Origin of the sequence: Butyrivibrio sp. LC3010 (genome assembly GCF_000424385.1) — a bacterium.
GTDB lineage: Bacteria > Bacillota > Clostridia > Lachnospirales > Lachnospiraceae > Butyrivibrio.
In genome coordinates, this window is record NZ_AUJU01000015.1 from 46,907 (window position 1) to 61,245 (window position 14,339).

General features: G+C 39.4%; 18 protein-coding genes. 17 read left to right on the forward strand and 1 reads right to left on the reverse strand.

What is annotated here, in order from left to right:
• The first annotated feature begins 10 nt into the window (after positions 1-10).
• The 9 genes from G622_RS0110965 to G622_RS0111005 all read left to right on the forward strand — a co-directional run bounded on the left by G622_RS0110965 (position 11) and on the right by G622_RS0111005 (position 6,769).
• Positions 11-865, forward strand: coding sequence for an NAD-dependent epimerase/dehydratase family protein (locus G622_RS0110965; RefSeq protein WP_026510761.1), 855 nt, complete (start codon positions 11-13; stop codon positions 863-865).
• A gap of 73 nt (positions 866-938) precedes the next feature.
• Positions 939-1,535, forward strand: a complete 597-nt coding sequence (locus tag G622_RS0110970; RefSeq protein WP_026510762.1) for a hypothetical protein — start codon at positions 939-941, stop codon at positions 1,533-1,535.
• Between the two features lie 77 nt (positions 1,536-1,612).
• Entirely contained in the window at positions 1,613-2,119 is a 507-nt protein-coding gene (locus G622_RS0110975) for an HAD domain-containing protein (RefSeq protein ID WP_026510763.1), read from the forward strand.
• On the forward strand, positions 2,116-2,265 hold the full coding sequence (locus G622_RS25735; RefSeq protein ID WP_155831466.1) for a hypothetical protein: 150 nt from the start codon (positions 2,116-2,118) through the stop codon (positions 2,263-2,265). Before G622_RS0110975 ends, G622_RS25735 begins: the two co-directional genes overlap by 4 nt.
• A 184-nt stretch (positions 2,266-2,449) precedes the next feature.
• A complete protein-coding gene (locus G622_RS0110985) occupies positions 2,450-3,160 on the forward strand; it encodes a lantibiotic protection ABC transporter ATP-binding protein (RefSeq protein WP_026510764.1) in 711 nt (236 codons plus the stop codon).
• A 45-nt stretch (positions 3,161-3,205) separates the two neighbouring features.
• Complete coding sequence (locus G622_RS0110990) at positions 3,206-3,937, forward strand: lantibiotic immunity ABC transporter MutE/EpiE family permease subunit (protein WP_026510765.1); 732 nt, start codon at positions 3,206-3,208, stop codon at positions 3,935-3,937.
• 2 nt (positions 3,938-3,939) lie between these two features.
• Complete coding sequence (locus G622_RS0110995; RefSeq protein WP_026510766.1) at positions 3,940-4,683, forward strand: lantibiotic immunity ABC transporter MutG family permease subunit; 744 nt, start codon at positions 3,940-3,942, stop codon at positions 4,681-4,683.
• Positions 4,684-4,724: 41 nt separating this feature from the next.
• Positions 4,725-5,387 (forward strand): response regulator transcription factor, encoded by a 663-nt coding sequence (locus G622_RS0111000; protein WP_026510767.1) that lies wholly within the window; start codon positions 4,725-4,727, stop codon positions 5,385-5,387.
• Complete coding sequence (locus G622_RS0111005; RefSeq protein ID WP_026510768.1) at positions 5,375-6,769, forward strand: HAMP domain-containing sensor histidine kinase; 1,395 nt, start codon at positions 5,375-5,377, stop codon at positions 6,767-6,769. The genes G622_RS0111000 and G622_RS0111005 overlap by 13 nt, the downstream gene beginning before the upstream one ends.
• Before the next feature lie 30 nt (positions 6,770-6,799).
• Here G622_RS0111005 and G622_RS0111010 read toward each other — a convergent pair whose 3' ends face one another.
• Positions 6,800-7,156 (reverse strand): hypothetical protein, encoded by a 357-nt coding sequence (locus G622_RS0111010; RefSeq protein WP_026510769.1) that lies wholly within the window; start codon positions 7,154-7,156, stop codon positions 6,800-6,802.
• A 360-nt stretch (positions 7,157-7,516) separates the two neighbouring features.
• Between G622_RS0111010 and G622_RS25740 the strand changes: the two genes are divergently transcribed.
• The 8 genes from G622_RS25740 (at position 7,517) to G622_RS0111060 (ending at position 14,273) form a co-directional block, all read left to right on the forward strand.
• Positions 7,517-7,678 (forward strand): hypothetical protein, encoded by a 162-nt coding sequence (locus tag G622_RS25740; protein WP_155831467.1) that lies wholly within the window; start codon positions 7,517-7,519, stop codon positions 7,676-7,678.
• Positions 7,679-8,070: 392 nt separating this feature from the next.
• Positions 8,071-8,343: a hypothetical protein gene (locus tag G622_RS0111025; RefSeq protein ID WP_026510770.1), complete on the forward strand. Its 273-nt coding sequence runs from the start codon at positions 8,071-8,073 to the stop codon at positions 8,341-8,343.
• A 12-nt stretch (positions 8,344-8,355) separates the two neighbouring features.
• Positions 8,356-9,063, forward strand: a complete 708-nt coding sequence (locus G622_RS0111030; protein ID WP_026510771.1) for an ABC transporter ATP-binding protein — start codon at positions 8,356-8,358, stop codon at positions 9,061-9,063.
• Positions 9,064-10,665: a hypothetical protein gene (locus tag G622_RS0111035; RefSeq protein WP_026510772.1), complete on the forward strand. Its 1,602-nt coding sequence runs from the start codon at positions 9,064-9,066 to the stop codon at positions 10,663-10,665. It abuts the gene before it with no gap.
• A gap of 19 nt (positions 10,666-10,684) precedes the next feature.
• Positions 10,685-11,092: an aspartate/glutamate racemase family protein gene (locus tag G622_RS26875; RefSeq protein WP_026510773.1), complete on the forward strand. Its 408-nt coding sequence runs from the start codon at positions 10,685-10,687 to the stop codon at positions 11,090-11,092.
• Positions 11,093-11,904: 812 nt separating this feature from the next.
• Positions 11,905-12,684, forward strand: coding sequence for a GNAT family N-acetyltransferase (locus tag G622_RS0111050; RefSeq protein WP_026510774.1), 780 nt, complete (start codon positions 11,905-11,907; stop codon positions 12,682-12,684).
• Positions 12,685-12,871: 187 nt separating this feature from the next.
• Positions 12,872-13,537 carry an HAD family hydrolase gene (locus G622_RS0111055; protein WP_026510775.1) on the forward strand — a complete coding sequence of 222 codons (666 nt, stop codon included), beginning with the start codon at positions 12,872-12,874 and terminating at the stop codon, positions 13,535-13,537.
• A 193-nt stretch (positions 13,538-13,730) separates the two neighbouring features.
• On the forward strand, positions 13,731-14,273 hold the full coding sequence (locus G622_RS0111060) for a glutathione peroxidase (RefSeq protein ID WP_026510776.1): 543 nt from the start codon (positions 13,731-13,733) through the stop codon (positions 14,271-14,273).
• The last annotated feature ends 66 nt before the right edge of the window (positions 14,274-14,339 follow it).

A 14,339-nucleotide genomic window follows, 5' to 3' on the forward strand; every position in this document is an offset into this window, starting at 1 on the left:
GAAAAAGTGCATGAAAATATTAGTTGTTGGTGGGACAAGATATTTCGGAATTCCTATGGTAAACGCCTTGCTGGCAAAGGGGCATAATGTGACCATTGCAACAAGAGGAAATGTGAAGGTGGATTTTGAAGGTGAGGTAAGCTATGTGGTTCTTGACCGAATGGATTCATCAAGTGTTAAAAGAGCTCTAGATAACCACAGGTTTGATGTGATCATTGATAAGATTGCCTATAGCTCTAACGATGTGAAAGCTCTTTTGGAGAACGTCAGCTGCGATAGATATATCCAGATGTTTACGTGCTCTGTTTATCCGTGTGAACATGCCGGTATTACGGAAGATGAATTTGTGACAAGCGAGTATCCCTTGGAATGGATGGACAGAATCAAGGATTATGAAAAGACTAAGCGCAACGCCGAGAGAGCAGTTTTGGAGTACATGGACCTTTCTGCCTGCACTTTTGTGAGGTATCCAGTCGTTCTTGGAGAGAACGACTATACCGGAAGGCTGCGCTTTTATATTGAACATATTAAAAATGAGCACTCCATGAACGTAGATGATCTGGATGTCGTTATGTCTTTTATCCATGAAAAAGAAGCGGGAGAATTTATGGCATATCTTGTGGATCATCCTGTTTGTGGTGCTGTTAACGGCTGCTCAAATGGTGATATAAGGATCTCTGAGATAATAAGCTACGCGGAAAAGAAACTTGGTAAAAAAGCCATCCTTGATGAGAATGGTGATGCTGCTCCGTTCAATGGACTTAAGGATGCACTTACCTTTAGCACAGAGAAAGCTAAAGAAGCTGGATATATCTTTTCGGATTTGAATAGTTGGATATACAAGCTGATTGATTATGAAATATGAGACATTGACATAGCTAAATGAACGTAAGGAAAAATTAAGGTAGAGTTTGGAACATGGAAATGGGGATTATCAAATGACAGAAGAAGCTGGAAAACGAGCTATTGAGAAGGCACTCTTATATTCTAAGCATGAGTGGTATGCATCAGATAAAAATGTAATGCATGGTATCGACAAAAATGGGAGATATGTAGATACGCCGGATATTACATGGCGAGGTGAAGAATTCGATTGTGGTTGGTGGAAGCCGGGACAGCTGAATGTAGGAATTCCCTATGGATGGGGGAATGCTTCATCATTGGAAGAGTTTGACCTGGGTATTGTTGAAGGTAAGTACGCTGGAAATGTACCGGAAGATACATCACGATATGGAAGTCATGAATGTGTGGGTGTAGATTGCTCGGGGCTTGTAACAGTATGTTGGGAACTACCAAAGAAAATACGGGCTAGAGATATTCCCGAAATTGCAGATTTAATAGATATAAAGGATATTAGACAGGGTGATGTCTTTGCGATATCTTCGCATGTCATGTTGTTTAAGGAATTCATTAATACAGATAAGTGTAAAGTTAGAATTATAGATTCAACCAGAAGTATTGGCAAGGTGTCTCAAAGAGAATTTTTATTAGAAGATTTGCTTTGTCAAGGATATCGCGCATATAGGAAAAAATGAATATTGTTCCGAAGCGCGAAATTTTTCTAAGATTAAGAAGTGAATTTCAGTATTATCGGTTGGAGAATAAAGAGATTATGACAAAGGTTATTTTTTTAGATATTGATGGAGTTCTTAATTCTAATTTCTGGAATGCAGATCACCAGAGAGAAATAAGTGACGGGAAATACATAGATACTGAAAAAGTGAAGCTTTTATCAGAGCTTGTTAAGAAATCAGGAGCTTCAATTATACTGCATTCCGGATGGCGATTTTGGTTTGGGGTTGACTTAAAGCCTCTGCGCCCTGAAGCGGAGTACCTTACATCTCTTTTGGAAAAAGAAGGAATATCAGTTGCAGGAATGACTCCTAATCTGACAACAGAAGAAATTAGAAGATCAAAGAGATTCAGTAAGGTTAAGGCTGACGAAATACTTACGTGGCTTAAGGATCACCCTGATACTGAAAGGTGGGTAGTTCTTGATGATCTAGAGCTTCATAACAATAGTGTTGCAAAATGTCAGGTCATGACTGATGCTGAGCAGGGACTGACCGAAGTGGATGTGGAGAATGCACTGAAGATATTAAGCGGAGAAGATAGATGAATAAGAATATTCAACTGCAGAAAATTCTGGAGCATTGGGAACTGGGAAATCCTAATTTGTATGCTTGTTTAAAGGAGGATGATGGAAGAGTAATCATAAAGATTAAAGCAGACTCTGGAAGAGAAGGCTATTACAGAAGTATTTAAGTATTTTAAAATGATTTGATGGAAAAGAGGCATTCTTTTATAGAGTGCCTCTCATTTTTTTGCGGCAAGATATTTATGGGTATATGAAAACTTTTCTTATAAGCTTCATCAAATCTTTATTTTTTCTTTGTATTCTGTTTTCAGGTTGAAAAACAAATATATTGAAAATGGAAGGGGAAAAATAATGGAAATGATGCTTAAAACTAACGAACTCTGTAAGACTTTTAAAGATCAGAAAGCTGTAAATAAAGTTTCGTTGAATATACCAAAGGGTTGTGTGTACGGTCTTCTCGGACCAAATGGTGCAGGAAAGTCAACAACACTTAAGATGATAACGGGAATCATGAAGCCCACAGACGGCGAGATCATCTACGATGGGAAGACTTGGGATAGAAGCGTACTTGAAGAGATCGGAGCACTGATCGAGAATCCTCCGATCTATGAAAACCTCACAGCAAGAGAGAATCTTGAAGTAAGAGCGATTCTTCTTGGAGTTCCCAAGAGCAGGATTGATGAAGTTTTAAAAACAGTTTCACTTACGAACACAGGAAAAAAGAAGGCGGGTCAGTTTTCACTTGGAATGAAGCAAAGACTTGGTATAGCACTTGCGCTTCTTGGAAATCCTAAGCTTCTTATTCTGGATGAGCCTACAAACGGACTTGATCCTATCGGAATTGAAGAGCTTAGAGAACTCATAAGATCTTTCCCAAAGCAGGGAATCACCGTAATCCTGTCAAGCCACATACTTTCAGAGGTTCAGATGTGTGCTAACTATATTGGAATAATCTCAGACGGAGTGCTCGGATATGAGGGCGAGCTTCTTCCGGAACAGAATCTTGAAGAGCTTTTTATGGATGTTGTTAAGAAAAATCGTGAACTTCAGAATATTGCATAAAGAGTGTAAATTGCCAATTACTTAATATATGAAAGGACTAAAGCAATGACTAACGTAATAAGAGCTGAATTTTTAAAATCAAAGAGAACAGTGAGCAGTAAACTCATATTTGTATTTCCAATAATCGCACTTGTAATGGCGCTTGTGCTTACAGCAGGAATGACAAACGCATACGCAGAGAGCGCTTGGAACTGGTGGTATACGCTTCTTCTTCCTGGAATGATTGCTATTGTAAGTTACCTTTCTGTTATGAGAGAAAAGAAAAACGGGTACTACAATATCGAAGCTCTTCCTATCGAGAAAAAAGAGCTGATGCTTGGGAAAATAGCCTATCTGGGAATTCTTGTACTCATATCAAATGCGGTTCTGTTTATGGGTGCTGCTTTTGGAGGCACCTTTTTAACAACAAGTGTTCCGGTAGTTGGGGCAGCTATAACTGTTTTAGTTCTTTCTATAGTTCAGCTTTGGCAGATTCCACTTTTCTTATTCCTTAGCGAAAAATTCGGAATGGTCGTTGAACTCATAGCCTGCATGTTCATAACCGTGCTTGGAATTATTGTGGCACCTTCAGGAAAATGGTTTTTGTTCGTATCTGCAGTACCTATGAGAATTGTTACTCCGCTTCTTCATGTACTTCCAAACGGTTTGAGAGCGCAGGCAGGAGATCCGCTTCTTAACGCTTCTGTAATCTTTCCCGGAATTCTCATCGCCCTGGTCTGGTTTGTGGTTTTAACTTATCTATATCTTAACTGGTTTGAAAAAGGAGATGTGAAATAAAAATGTTTAGTAGATGCCTTCGAGCAGATTTTTATAAAATGAAAAGAAACCCCATAACTATTGCGCATATAGTAATCCCGATTGTGGTAAGCATAGTGTTTCTTGCTTATTATGCGACTTCCGGATGGAATGAGACCGATAAGATATCCGCATTTTTTGAGGCTCTTGGATCTGGATTTCCTGTATTGATTGGAATATTCATTGCAAGTACAATGGAGCAGGAGCAAAATGCCGGAGCGTTTCAAAATCTTCTTACTTTAAGAAGTAAGACGGCAGCGCTCTTCTCAAAGGCAGTGACATTAATTTTACTTAGTCTCTTTGCCTTGCTATTTACAGCAGTTTTATTCGGATTAGGCTTTATCATGATTCACGGACAGGGCACCGCTTCAATGGGAGTTTTGCTCATGGCAGCCTTTGTTATGTGGCTTTCAGCGATTCCGCTCTATCTGCTGTTTGATATTTTTGCATTTGTTTTTGGCAAGGCTTTTGTAATAGGTGCAGGTTTGATTTCGGGACTTATCAGTGCACTTTTCCTTACAGATATTGGAATGTATGCCTGGAAGGTCGTGCCACTTTCATGGACAGCCAGAATGCCTGAAACATTCCTTGTATACGAACTTGCAGATATTGGAGCACTTTCTGAGATCAGGTCACAGGCACTGATTTACATGGCAGTTGCCATCGTTTGCTTGGTGGGATACTTTATTTTTGCTGCAAACTATGAGGGTAGTAAGATATCTGAATAATTGTCTACAAATATTTTGAAAAAGAGGATGAAAAAAGAATTATGGCAAACATACTGGCAGTTGACGACGAAAACGCCATTTTAAATATGATCGAGAATGTTCTGGTTAAGGACTCTCATGCAGTTACGAAAATTGATGATCCTACGAAGATTGAGATGGATAAGCTCTCACGTTTTGATCTAATATTACTGGACGTGATGATGCCTGGAATTGATGGGTTTGAGCTATGCTCGAAGATAAGGAATATAGTTGATTGTCCAATTTTATTTATCACCGCAAAGACGGATGAGGGAAGTCTTGTAAATGGACTTGCCCTCGGTGCAGATGACTATATCTGCAAGCCCTTCGGAGTTATGGAGCTTCGTGCAAGAATCGGTGCGCACCTTCGAAGAGAAAAGCGTGAGCATGTGGCAAGACTTGCCATTGGCAGAATCTGCTTTATGCTTGAAGCCCGTAAGATGATGCTCGATGAAGAGGAAATAAATCTCACAAAGGCTGAGTACGACATATGTGAGTTTTTGGCAAAGAACCGTGGCCAGATTTTTTCAAAGGAGCAGATACTGGAAAAAGTGTTGGGATACGATAGTGAGAGTTGCGACAGCACAATAATCACGCATATCAAAAACATCAGAACAAAGCTCTCACGCTTCGAGTATATGCCAATTAAGACAGTTTGGGGGATTGGTTATAAATGGGAAGAGTAAAGAGTAAAGATAAAAAGAATAAGAGGGGAACGCTAGGTCTTGGAAGTATGTTCGAGGTCTATATTTTTTTAATGGGATTTGCTCTCCTTATATGGGCAGCTATTTCTCTTTTTGCTTTTAATCTTCTTATAAATGCCGGAGTTATCTACCCGGCTAACTATGCGGAGTACAGGATAAGTGAAGTCTCTGAACAGATTAAAACAGCAAACGAAGTGACCTCTGATCTGATTCCCGAGGTATGCCGCTATGTGGTTTTTTCAGATGATGGAGAAGTCCTCTCAGGCAATCTCGATGAAAAGGATGTAGAAACTGCATGGAAGGTATTATCAAATAATAATAATAATTATAGTGACGGCAGATTTTATAGAATTATTATTCGTCCGGATGAATATGTTGTTTTGCAGTATAGGCTTAAGCCTCAGTATAAATCCATGTGGATGAATGAGCATCTGCCAAATCCTGAAAATCTCCTGACCATTTTCATTATTATATGCTGCTTGGGAATCATACAGATTTTTGCTAAGAAATTTGGCTCAGGGATTAGAAAGAAGATGACTCCCATGAGAGAGGCCTTAGAGCAGATTGGCGACAGGAACTTGGATTTTAAGGTGAATTATTCAGGCGTTAGAGAGATTGATGAATGTCTGGTGGCACTGGATGACATGCGATATGCCCTTAAGACTTCACTTCAGAAGCAGTGGGAAACTGAGCAGGAAAAGAATAGGCAGATGTCAGCACTTGCCCACGATATCAAAACTCCGCTTACGGTAGTTCGCGGCAATTCTGAGCTTTTGCTTGAGACAGAGCTTACGGATGAGCAGAAGAACTATGCTGACTATATTTCGGGGAGTGTACTTCAGATTCAGAACTACGTGCAGACACTCATAGAAGTTACAAAGTCTCAGGAAGGTATCGAACAGACACCTGTTAAGGTAAAAGTCGCTGATATTCTGGCTGATATTAAAAAGCAGACCATGGGACTTTCTGAAGTTTATCAACTTCAGATTAACTGGAAGGAAGAGTGTGAGAACGAGGTAGTTATCTGTGTCGTGTACGACCACGTAGTAAGGGCTGTTATGAATGTTGTGAGAAATGCTGCTGAGTATACGCCCGAGGGTGGCGTAATAAATACTACTGCTACTTACAGAGGTGGAAAACTTGTCTTTATCGTTGAGGATTCCGGAAGCGGATTCACGCCTGAAGCTCTTGTTCATGGCACAGAACAGTTTTTCATGGATGATTCCAGTAGAACCGGTAGCTCTCATTATGGTATCGGATTGTTCTTTGCGAAGAAAGTAGCAAAGGAGCATGGCGGAGATATTGTTCTTGCTAATTCTAAGGAGATTGGTGGAGCTAAGGTTGAGATAAGCTTTATTAGTTAATGAGGACAGTCCGCTTGACTCATTAACACTTTATTTCTTTTTCTTACCGCGCCTATTTCTTTTTATCGGTTTACAAAGATCTGAGTACCTTTGCAGGATGTCAGTAAAGGTTTTAAACTCATAGGGATCCATTTTGGTGAAATTGAATTTGAAGAGTTTACTGTACATCATCATCTGAGCTTGCGTTGCATTATCGGCAGTCTTTAATTCTTCAAATGAGTCGAGAATATCATCAACGGGAGTAGTTGCATCACCGGTATCAGCATCCTTGCTGTGTGCATCTCTTATATCTTTAGCGATTTTTACAATGTCATTTCCGAGAAGATTGTTAAAGTAATTGTCTTCGGAAATAGAAGCTGCAGGAGCACTATGTATTCCATGTAACAAACCTAAATATTGCGCAGGTAAAGCAGAAACATGGAATCATTGAGAGGGAAAATTATAACAAGCCGAAGTCAGAGGATAGTAAACAGCGGGGTACAACTCCGGAGAAGGAAAAAGCTATTACTGAGGCTCTGAAGTTTTACAAGATGAGCTAAGTTTAGAGGACAGGGATAAAAATCTCTGTCCTTTTTGAATGAAAAAATCAGTGTGAAATTGAACAAAACAAGTGTAAACGGATTAGAGGTTATCTAGAAGTGATAAATATATCTTAAATGTCACTACTTCAGAGCGATGCATAAGGTCGTTGATGGCAGTTTAATCAGTTCTGATGAATATTGAATATACACATTAAGGAGGTTAGATATGAGATATAATGATATTCAGGATACAAGAATTAACTTAACTTCCAGAAAGAAAAGAAATGAAACCATGTCTATTGATTATGAAAAGTGCATGGAAAAGCTATTTGAGATGAAGAATGGTTGGCGCAGAGTGAATGCTTTTGGTGCAACGTTTTTTATCTGAATGATTTTTGAAAGTAAAAGGAAGACAATATGATAAAAAATGTAGCAATAGTAAGCCTTTCTTCCGGTACTATAGGAGAGCACAAATGATCGGAGTTTTTAGTTTTATTCGTGCAGCTCTCCCATGGGTAGCAATGGGACTTGCGCTTGCAATTTTGCTTGGGAAAAGGTAGCATGCAATGACTGCGTGAACCCGTGTGCTGGCTGCTTTGGTTGCTGGCTGCTAACTCGGGTATGTCAAAAGGTGCAAAGGCTAACGGACTGAGCAAAAAAAAGTAATGATTCAGCGATAAAAAACAATGAGGAAAATCAGTGTAAAACAGACCCCAATAAGTGTAAATGATGGGTCTGTTTTATTTTGGGGTTAAAGTATTGATAGTAGGAGGGCATGGGATGGTTAATAGTAAGACAAAATATGAAGCCACGCTCGAAGAAATCAGGGAACTTTTTTCTTTTCATAAGCTTGGAAATCTGACAGGCATTACAACACTTGGAAATGGCGAATTCAATGCAGCATACAGGGTTGTTCTTGACAGTGGGACAAGTCTTGTTCTTCTGGTAATCTCAATAGGTTTTTCCCTCCTCATTAAAAAGGTTCTAAGGAAGATCGCAGTTAGTGAGAACTATCAGGAAGCTATGGAAGTGCTTTTCAATAAGAAGAATTGAGGTGAAATTAAAATGCTTAAAATAGAACATTTATCAAAAACATATGGAACAAAGAGAGCTGTTGATGATTTATCCCTCCATATCAGACCCGGAGAGATTTTCGGGTTTATCGGCCATAATGGAGCAGGTAAGAGTACAACTTTAAAAAGCGCTGTTGGTATACTACAGTTCGATGAGGGGAAGGTCTATATAGATGGAAAATCTATAATTGATTCCCCGGTGGAGTGCAAGAAGGTTATGGCATATATTCCGGACAATCCTGATCTGTATGACTTTATGAGCGGTATAAAGTATCTGAATTTTGTAGCAGATGTATATGGGATTTCTGTAGCGGACAGGCAGGAGAAAATAAATAAGTATGCAGAAATGTTTGAGATTACTAAGGATCTTGGGATGCCTATATCATCATATTCCCACGGCATGAAGCAGAAGCTGGCGCTTATAAGTGCATGGATGCATGATCCGAAGCTGATAATCATGGATGAACCGTTTGTCGGACTTGATCCGAAGGCCTCACACCTTCTAAAGGAAATGATGAGGGAGCACTGCGATAAAGGCGGGGCTATATTTTTCTCAACACATGTACTTGAGGTGGCTGAAAAGCTTTGTGATAAGGTTGCGATCATTAACCATGGAAGGCTTGTAAAGGTTGGAAAGATGGAAGAAGTTAAGGGCGATGACAGCCTTGAGGATGTATTCCTGGAACTGGAGGCAGTATAAATGCTGAAAACATTGGTTAAGAAACAGATTTTTGAAGTGTTTAAGAGTTACTTCTATGATGCCAAGAGAAACAGAATGCGCTCAAAGCCTGCTATAGCTGCAAGGATAGTATTCTTTGTGGTGATAATGGTAGGGATTCTTGGAGGTATCTTTCTTGGACTGTCGTTTACTATGTGCGGATCACTTGTTACTGCCGGAATAGACTGGATGTATTATCTCATAATGGGGTGTGTAGCAGTATTTCTCGGATCCTTTGGGAGCGTATATAATTCGTATGCCTCATTATATCTAGCAAAAGATAATGAATTATTGCTGGCGATGCCTATACCTGTCAGGGATGTGATTGGTGCAAGACTCATAAATGTATATCTCCTTGGTGTGATGTATATGTTAACTGTCCTTATTCCAGCGGACATCGTATATTTGGTTTTGACAGGGATCAATGTAACAAAGGTAATAGGTGCGGTGCTGTTTTTCTTATGTATATCGGCAATCGTAATGCTGATATCCTGTGGGCTGGGATTTGTTATCGCAAAGATTAGTCTCCGATTAAAGAACAAGAGTCTGATATCAGTGTTTGTGACGCTCGCAGGCGTGGTCGCATACTTTACGTTCTATTTCAGGGCAGGGGATATTGTGAAGGCGCTGCTGCTTAATGCCCCGGAGTATGCAGCTTTTATAAAAAGATATGCTTATGTGTTGTATTTGTTTGGCTGCTTCGGAGCCGGGAGCCTGCTCTGGGCAGGGGTATTTACCACCTCTTTTGCCGGTCTGTGCATGGTTATTTTTCATCTTATATTAAAGAGCTTTATCAGTATTGCTACTACATCCGGTAAGATGGAGAGGGTTGCATATAAAGTTATCAGATACAGGCAGAAAGCAATTCCGCAGGCACTTCTTTGGAAGGAATTCCAGAAGTTTATTACAAGTCCTACATATATGCTGAACTGTGGCCTTGGTATCATACTGATGCCTGCCGCTGCAGTTTTTATGATGATAAAAGGACGCGGAATTATTGATACTCTTAACGAGGTGTTTGTATCCCGTCCCGGAAGTGCAGATGTCCTAATCTGTACAGGAATCATTTTCATGGCTGCTATGGTAGATACTGCAATGCCATCAGTATCTTTGGAGGGTAAGAGCCTCTGGATCCTTAAGACCATGCCTGCTTCGGCAGGGAAGATACTGAGTGCAAAGGCCTTACTGCAGATTATACTGTCAGTCCCGCCGGCATTGATATTATCATTATGCACTGGGATTATAGCCGATGGATCAGCTTTATGCAGATTCCTGATAATAATACTTCCACTTTCATATGCTGCCTTTGCAGCAGTTCTCGAAACGGCATTTGCAGTAAAAATGCCTATTCTGGAATGGACAAATGAAAATGTTCCGGTCAAGCAATGTGGGGCAGCGTTTATTACGGTGATCTCATTCTGGGCTGTATCTATCCTGTTTGCAGGAGGATATATGCTTGTGGGGTATCATTTAGGTGCGGAAGTTTATCTATTGGCATGGGAGTTATTATTTGTACTATCATCTATCGCCATAACAAAATGGCTAGATACAGAGGGTGCCAGGATATTTGCAGAACTTAATTGAAAAAATGGAGAAAAACGGAATGAAGACAATTGGGATTATCGGCGGTATGAGCTGGGAAAGTACGGTTACATATTATGAGATCATAAACCAAGAGGTGATCAGAAGACTTGGTGGATTTCACAGTGCCAAGATACTTATGTATAGTGTGGATTTTGCCGAACTTGAAGAAAATATGGAGAATGGCTACTGGCAGGGGAATGCTGTTATTCTGGCAGATGCAGCGATGAGGCTTGAAAAGGCAGGCGCTGACTTTATCGTAATTGCATTTAAGGAGAGGATGCATGGAAATCTTCCTACCCCGGTTGAACATATGCTTGAGAATAAGCATGGAATGTTTGATACTGAACAGGCTGACTTTAAGTATGATGGCGTAAATGGAGACGCTGCTTCGTTATGCAGGTTACTTGAAGAGGAAATTGCTGTATGAGACCAGATTATATCATGTTGGATGAATATATTTTATGAAAAGGAATGATAAAATGGAAAACAGAATTATAGAAAAAATGATTGATGCAATGCATATTGGAAAAGATGACATTGTTTTTTTAACTACTGGTCAGAGGGTGGCGATGGTGATCTTTCGAGCTATGAGAAGGCATTAGCGGACAGAAACATAGGCTTTCACACTATACTCTTTTTCGGATGAATTTCTGAATGAGCTTGCTAGATTTATGGTCTGGAACGAATTAATTGCAGCATCGGACATATGAAATTTTGGTACCAATACTGGCTTAAACAAGAAGACACTGGCATACAGGTTTTTTGACTTTGAATTTAGGCAGAATGTATTGGTGCTTTTTTATTGACATAAATAATGATCATTAGCATTATTGTTAATGAGTATAAGTGCAAGTGTTAAGTATAAGTGAGTATGTGTAAGTATAAATATAAGTAAGAATATTCTATTCTGCGATAGGATTTAATGCTGTTCTTGGAATATATCTTTTCAACGGATTTGAGAACAAAGTAAAGAAATGAAGAGCAGATTGACTAGTGTCTTGTCTGAATGACAATTTGATATATTACTTGTCTAATTCTCAATACGCTTCGTCATCTTCAATCGCCGTAGCCACCGCTACGACTCATTCAGATTCCTAGCCTATTGAGAATGATACTTCGTAATTAAATCAAAAGTCACCCAGACAAAACACTAGTTCGGATGGGCAAAACAACTGCTGGAGGACAGAATTGATAACTTCGGAGAGGACAGAATAAGTAGAAGACACAGGAGGAATGATTTTGAGAAGGATCAGCAGAAGCTGCCATAAAGAATATATCGAATGGGCTAGAGAATGTACCGCTAATCAAGTTTATCCGATGTCAATTGCAACTGGGACTCAGGATGGAGAAATATATACGGGTGGTGACTGTGTACTGTTCTGGCATTATAGTGGGTTTGCATACATTTCAGGAAATGTGAGACCAGATATTCTTGATGAAATATATCGAAAGTTTCTGGCTTCGGATACGGAGCGAAGGTCTGAGCCGTTGGATCCTAAGCGAAGGTTTTTATTAATCACAGATTCGGAGTTTATTTTAGATTATTATTCGGGTGCTGACTTGATCCAAATAGATAAAAGGATTGAATACATCTATGGAGGAATACCTGAAAATATACCAATACTTGATGAAAGCTTTGCCCTTGAGACTATAACTGCAGACAATATAGGTGAAATTCGGGGAAGGATTACGCCATCTTTTTCATGGAAGGACAGCGATTCGTTCCTTCAGAATGGATTTGGATTTATAGCCAGAAGTAAGGAAGATGGCTGCTTTGCTGCTGTGGCATTTTCAAGCGCAATAAGTCCGGAAGAAGTAGATATAGGTGTTGAGACTACCGCAGCATATAGACACCATGGCTTGGCGTCATATCTTGCGTACAGAATGTGCATGGAAATCATACAGCAGGGAAGGAAACCTGTATGGGCACATGCTGAAACGAATACAGGCTCACAGAAAACTGCACTCAGTGTCGGCTTTAAGCCAATCGTTATAAATATGGTAATTCATAAGTGTTAGCAAAAATAATCAGCCATCCAACTACCGCAAACGAAGCATTGCCAGAATGCGTTAGAGAAATAAATGACTGTTGCGAAAAAGAAAAATAGTATTTGTGAAAAAGATATAAATGGCAGTTGTGATAAAAGAACTTAATAATTGCAGCGATAAAGAATTAAATAATTGTTGAGGTAAGAGGTTAGGAGTAATGAGAAAAGATTGTTGTGTTATTTTTGATATGGATGGGGTGATCTTTGATTCCGAGAGAGCATGCCTTTACGTATGGAGTGAGGCTGCATCCGGATTTGGCGTGGGCAATATTCGTGAAGTTTTTTATAAGTGCATAGGGACGAATAACAATCAGACCAGGCAGATTGTTGAGGAAGCATATTCAAAGGATTTTGGTCCCGGCATAGCAGATAAAATACTTGCAGAGAGTAGTAGACTTTTTCATGAAAGATATGATGGAGGAAGACTCCCTGTCAAAAAAGGAGTAAAGGAGATTCTTGAATATCTCAAAAGTGAAAATATAAGGTGTGCGGTGGCTTCATCAACAAGAAAAGCAGTTGTGGAAAACGAGCTTCGGGATGCCGGATTTCTTGACTACTTTGAAGAAATAATAGGTGGAGATGCGGTAAAAATATCAAAGCCAAATCCGGAGATATATCTTATGGCATGCGATATAATGAAAGTAAATCCAATGGATGCATATGCTATAGAAGATTCATATAATGGAATCAGGGCTGCTCATGCTGCAGGCATGAAACCAATTATGGTGCCGGATATGATACCTGCAAATGATGAGATGAAATCTCTGTCAGTCAGAATTTGTGCGGATTTAATTGAAGTAATCGACTTTTTAAAGGCGGATTAATATTAAAGTGATTGCCTTTTTAAAGGCGGACCTGGATCGAAGTAATTGATTTTTAAAAGAATGAAGAAAAAAGTATTGACATAATGAATTGCATACAATATAATCACATTAAATCGAGAGCAGATAACATAAATAATTACATTGTAACAATACATTTTATATTTTTTAGTTTGATCATTTATGGAGGTCAATTATGGGATTTTATGATTATTCAGTAACAACAGCTAAGGGCGAAGATTTTTCAATGGATAACTACAAGGGAAAGGTTGTTCTTGTAGTTAACACAGCTACAGGATGTGGTTTCACACCTCATTACAAGGACATTGAAGAGATGTATGAGAAGTTCCATGATCAGGGATTTGAAGTACTTGATATCCCTTGCAACCAGTTTGCAGGACAGACACCCGGTACTGACGAAGAGATTCATGAATTCTGTACACTTCATTACAATACAAAGTTCCCTCAGATGAAGAAGTCTGAAGTTAACGGTGAGAACCAGCTTCCTCTTTATAAGTTCCTTAAGGAGCAGAAGGGCTTCGAAGGATTTGGTAAGGGACCTTCAGCACTGGCTATGAGCGTAATGCTTAAGAAGATTGATAAGGATTATAAGAACAATCCTGATATCAAGTGGAACTTTACAAAGTTTGTTGTTGACAGAAACGGTGAAGTTGTAGCTCGTTTTGAGCCCACAGAAAAGATGGATAACGTAGCTGCTTGTGTTGAGAAACTCATATAATTACATTAATAAATAAGAAAATCATAAAGGTTAACGCCGCAATCTTAAAACTTAGATTGCGGCGTT

Bases quoted from the DNA above. Each gene is read 5' to 3' on its own strand.
- G622_RS0110965 (WP_026510761.1), top strand. From the start codon at position 11: ATGAAAATATTAGTTGTTGGTGGGACAAGATATTTCGGAATTCCTATG.
- G622_RS0110970 (WP_026510762.1), top strand. From the start codon at position 939: ATGACAGAAGAAGCTGGAAAACGAGCTATTGAGAAGGCACTCTTATAT.
- G622_RS0110975 (WP_026510763.1), top strand. From the start codon at position 1,613: ATGACAAAGGTTATTTTTTTAGATATTGATGGAGTTCTTAATTCTAAT.
- G622_RS25735 (WP_155831466.1), top strand. From the start codon at position 2,116: ATGAATAAGAATATTCAACTGCAGAAAATTCTGGAGCATTGGGAACTG.
- G622_RS0110985 (WP_026510764.1), top strand. From the start codon at position 2,450: ATGGAAATGATGCTTAAAACTAACGAACTCTGTAAGACTTTTAAAGAT.
- G622_RS0110990 (WP_026510765.1), top strand. From the start codon at position 3,206: ATGACTAACGTAATAAGAGCTGAATTTTTAAAATCAAAGAGAACAGTG.
- G622_RS0110995 (WP_026510766.1), top strand. From the start codon at position 3,940: ATGTTTAGTAGATGCCTTCGAGCAGATTTTTATAAAATGAAAAGAAAC.
- G622_RS0111000 (WP_026510767.1), top strand. From the start codon at position 4,725: ATGGCAAACATACTGGCAGTTGACGACGAAAACGCCATTTTAAATATG.
- G622_RS0111005 (WP_026510768.1), top strand. From the start codon at position 5,375: ATGGGAAGAGTAAAGAGTAAAGATAAAAAGAATAAGAGGGGAACGCTA.
- G622_RS25740 (WP_155831467.1), top strand. From the start codon at position 7,517: ATGAGATATAATGATATTCAGGATACAAGAATTAACTTAACTTCCAGA.
- G622_RS0111025 (WP_026510770.1), top strand. From the start codon at position 8,071: ATGGTTAATAGTAAGACAAAATATGAAGCCACGCTCGAAGAAATCAGG.
- G622_RS0111030 (WP_026510771.1), top strand. From the start codon at position 8,356: ATGCTTAAAATAGAACATTTATCAAAAACATATGGAACAAAGAGAGCT.
- G622_RS0111035 (WP_026510772.1), top strand. From the start codon at position 9,064: ATGCTGAAAACATTGGTTAAGAAACAGATTTTTGAAGTGTTTAAGAGT.
- G622_RS26875 (WP_026510773.1), top strand. From the start codon at position 10,685: ATGAAGACAATTGGGATTATCGGCGGTATGAGCTGGGAAAGTACGGTT.
- G622_RS0111055 (WP_026510775.1), top strand. From the start codon at position 12,872: ATGAGAAAAGATTGTTGTGTTATTTTTGATATGGATGGGGTGATCTTT.
- G622_RS0111060 (WP_026510776.1), top strand. From the start codon at position 13,731: ATGGGATTTTATGATTATTCAGTAACAACAGCTAAGGGCGAAGATTTT.